This is a genomic window from Dellaglioa sp. CoH-57-MRSF-19 (assembly GCF_056781975.1).
The window spans coordinates 1-599 of the sequence record NZ_JBXAXW010000078.1 but is presented as its reverse complement, the minus strand read 5'-3'; the positions used below and the strand labels follow the sequence as shown (position 1 = coordinate 599).

Below are 599 nucleotides of genomic sequence, written 5' to 3'. Positions count from 1 at the left end.
AGCTTGTGTCTCCGTAGAACTTGTAGGCCAGCCCCGGAAGATTGGCCATGTCCAACATGCTCAACTGGTAACGCGACTGATTAGGAACGTTGAAGCGCACGTTCTTGAATCCGGATTTGAACATGTTGTAGTTCGAACCGGTATTGTCCACGGGTGTAAACCTGCTCCAGTTAAGGTCTCCGGAGTATCCTTCCATTGGCATAATTAGCGCTCCTTAGAATGAGCTAAACAGATTCTTAGCCGCACTAGCCACGCCCGGCAACGAGTACGTAGCATCACACGACAGCGGTGTGGACGCGCTCGGGTTGATGAATAGCGTATCTAGGTCTTGCTGTGTGAGCATGAACAGAGGCTTGAATTCAACCAGCACGCGGCAGTGGTGCGGCAGACCAGTCTGTGCATCGAAGTTCGAGGCCGCCGTTATAGAGACTCGCGTGATAACCACTGAGTCGAAGAACAGATAGTTGCCAATCTTGATCGAGATGCGGTTCTTCAGCTTCGTGTTCCAGTAGGCAGCAGTACCCATGCTCGGGTTTACCGTGGCATCTGCCGGTACCGTATTGTTGGCTCCATCATTCGAGTTCTGCGACGTGTTGGTC

General features: G+C 52.3%; 2 protein-coding genes. Both read right to left on the bottom strand.

Annotated features, from left to right (window positions below):
* A partial coding sequence (locus AC1RO3_RS08300; RefSeq protein WP_481763973.1) for a hypothetical protein occupies window positions 1-202 on the bottom strand: 202 nt, incomplete at its 3' end.
* A gap of 12 nt (window positions 203-214) precedes the next feature.
* Window positions 215-599, bottom strand: a 385-nt coding sequence (locus AC1RO3_RS08295) for a hypothetical protein (protein ID WP_289867165.1), incomplete at its 5' end; no start/stop codon positions are given.